The organism is Desulfocastanea catecholica (genome assembly GCF_054657295.1).
Genome location: NZ_BAAHYZ010000084.1, coordinates 1 through 2,810, shown reverse-complemented (window position 1 = coordinate 2,810; position 2,810 = coordinate 1). Strand labels below are relative to the sequence as shown.

2 protein-coding genes are annotated in these 2,810 nt (G+C 49.0%); one reads left to right on the top strand and one right to left on the bottom strand.

Annotated elements, in window-relative coordinates; translation table 11 throughout:
- Positions 1-763: 763 nt before the first annotated feature.
- Positions 764-1,393: a DUF3786 domain-containing protein gene (locus ACYQ8U_RS22830; protein ID WP_459947864.1), complete on the top strand. Its 630-nt coding sequence runs from the start codon at positions 764-766 to the stop codon at positions 1,391-1,393.
- A 216-nt stretch (positions 1,394-1,609) separates the two neighbouring features.
- On the opposite strand, the gene ACYQ8U_RS22825 is transcribed toward ACYQ8U_RS22830, so the two are convergent.
- Positions 1,610-2,810: IS1634 family transposase (locus ACYQ8U_RS22825; RefSeq protein ID WP_459947863.1), on the bottom strand; the 1,201-nt coding region annotated here is incomplete at its 5' end.

The window sequence follows — 2,810 nt, the reverse complement described above, 5'->3', positions numbered from 1 at the left end:
GGGGGAGGATGTCAAACGCATCTTGTATTGAGAATATAACTGGCAATGTAACCAAACCAGACCAGAACGGCAGAGATTAGGCTTGCTGCTGGCAGTATTAATCTGATCTGCACAAGCAGAGATTTACCTTATTCCTGACATTTTGACCTTGCTCATGACCAAATATCACGATCGAAATGGAGCATTCCAGTACTTCCAAAATTCAAGGTTATTTTCGAAAAAACAGCTCCAGATGGAGCAGATTCAATTATTAATTTTTCCAGAGAATCAATCAAGAGAAATACTCCATTTTCAACATGGGGAAACGATAATTTCCTTTCTGCCGGTCGAGCCCAAGCTTAACGCTATTTGCAAACAATGTGAGCCCGTTGGCAACTATTGTGAGCCCAGCTGCTATTTTATTGGCAATTAATCAGAGTCCATAAGCAATCTGTTTGCGAGCCTACGCGTTCTTGTTTGCAAGTCGCTACACCTATATGACAGAAAACGGTGCCGCCCATGATGGATACTAAAAATATATTTTCATTATTTGCGAGTACTTGGCAATGGTGGCTAAAAAGCCACTTCATCTCCCTGCTGTCCGGCATTTGTAAAGCAATCCACCCAAAGACACCGCCGACCACTGCTACTACGCCATAAAAACAGAACACATCAAAGAACCGGACTCTTTCTGTCGATTTTGTAATAGTATTGCCTGGCCCCGATATCATACCAGAAATATTCGTTAATCATTCGAAGACATCTTAAATAAGAGGAGCAAGTCATGACAGACGTCTCAGGCTTTGGAGGTCACAGAAAAATCTACGAAGATCTTGTCAAGCGTTTGGCAAATACGGATATCGCCACATTAGCTGGACATCTCAAACTTCCGACAAACAATGCCGGAGAAGTTGAAGTTCTTTTCTTGGGCACAACCTACCTGATATCCAATACAGGTGCCCGGAGGTCTGATCGGAGGAACTGCTCATATGTCACGGCAAGTGCCCTGATCCATTATGTATTGACTGGATGCAATAGTAGGCCGGCAGGTGTATTTGTTCCTCTGGCTGAGTTGGCCGGGCCATTATTTAAAAATAGCAGTTTTTCGCAAAGTGCCTTGGAAGGGCCTATAATTAAGCGATTCCAGGGATGCGTTCCTGAATTGCTCTCGATAGCAGGATCAATCGGTGGTCTACAGGGTGGAATTTCCGGATTGGGTTCCGTAAGCTTAATTTTTGATGTAGTACCCAACATATTACTACAACTTATCTTCTACGATAAAGACGATGAATTCCCTGCCCGCGCAACCCTGTTGCTGGATGCTCACGCAACTCAATTTGTCGATTTTGAAGCTCTGGCTGTCTTGGTCGCGATATTTGTTCAATTTTTGACAAAAAATGAACGCTCCGGTTGAACTCCGTGGCTGTTTTCAGCTGAGCCTGACCGTAGAGTGGATTTAGGGGTTTGAGGTGCAGTGGAAAAACATACATAAGGGACCAGCCGGAGAGAGCGCGCACCTGTCTTTAAGCGGGATTCAATTCAATTGTATCATCAGCCAAGTCCAAATACTTTAACAGGAGTTTCGGGGATAATCGGTATGTCGGGCCGCAATCCCGCGCAGCACAAGGGATTAGCTGGCGGGACCCTGTAAGACCCCACTCTCGTCAACGTGGTAGCCAAAGGCCGATAGGACTTCACTCTGGGTCTTACTGGGTGTCTCCAGGCGACGCTCAGGTGTCCGGCTTCCTTTTTTTACCCTCAGGACATAGTGCAGATGCCGCATGTCGTCCATGACCTCCTCGATCGAACGTTTTCGACCGGCAGCAGCCATCTTCAATTCGATTCGGCGCAAATAGGTCATGGCCACCACACAGGTGAAAAGATGACACCTGATCTTGCTGTCCGTCCAGTGGCGGAGCGGGCTGGTGCCGACCAGATCGTCGTCCTTGCTGCAACGGAACCGGTCCTCAACCTGCCAGCGGGCAAGGCTCGCTTCGATGATATCGCCCGTCATCCAGTCCGTATTGTCGGTAATAATGATGTTTTTCCCGAACATCGCCTTTTTCCGGCTGACCAGAGAGACATTTTTGCGAAAGGTCAGCGCCAGACCGTCAGGGGATTGCTCGAATTCCAGCTCGTACAGTTGCGGCGTCATATGGAGTTGTTCGCAAAATCGAATATACCGCTCGCGAACGGCTTCCTCATTCCGCCAGTGTGGCGCCTTAGCTTTCACCTTGGCCCGCATGACCAGCAACTCCTGGCGTATGGCCGCAAGTTTTTCGGCAAAGGTGTAGGCCTGTTTGCGGGCAGACGCCGGGGTATGGGTAACAATGACGGTTCGCTCTTTGCCCCAGTACTCACCTTTGGTCCGGTAGGCGAGCAGGCACTCATCCTCCCGGCCTTCCTCGATATGCCGTCGATTTTCCGCTGTATAGGCAGGTTCAAAGCGCTCCAGCGATGTTGCGGCCAGGTCCTGGGCAAAATATGTTGAATAGGTGGTGATAAAATGAATCCGGGAGTGGTCGTCAATCCAGGCATAATTGTCATCGGCGTTCATGCCCTTGTCAATGACCACGGTGAGCCGCTCTTTCGTTTTGTTCAGGCCGCAGACCATGCCGAACATTTCATCCATCACCGTTGCGAAATGCTTGCTGTCATGGAGATTGCCGGGATAGACGCTGTAATATAACGGCAACCGTGAATCCCGGGCAACCAGCAGTCCCAGGCCAATTTGACGCAGATGATGCTTGCCCGCCTTGTTCTTGCCCTGCTGGGCAAGCTCCGATTCGGTTTGACTGGCCATGTAGGTGTAGTAATTGGTGGTGTCGAAG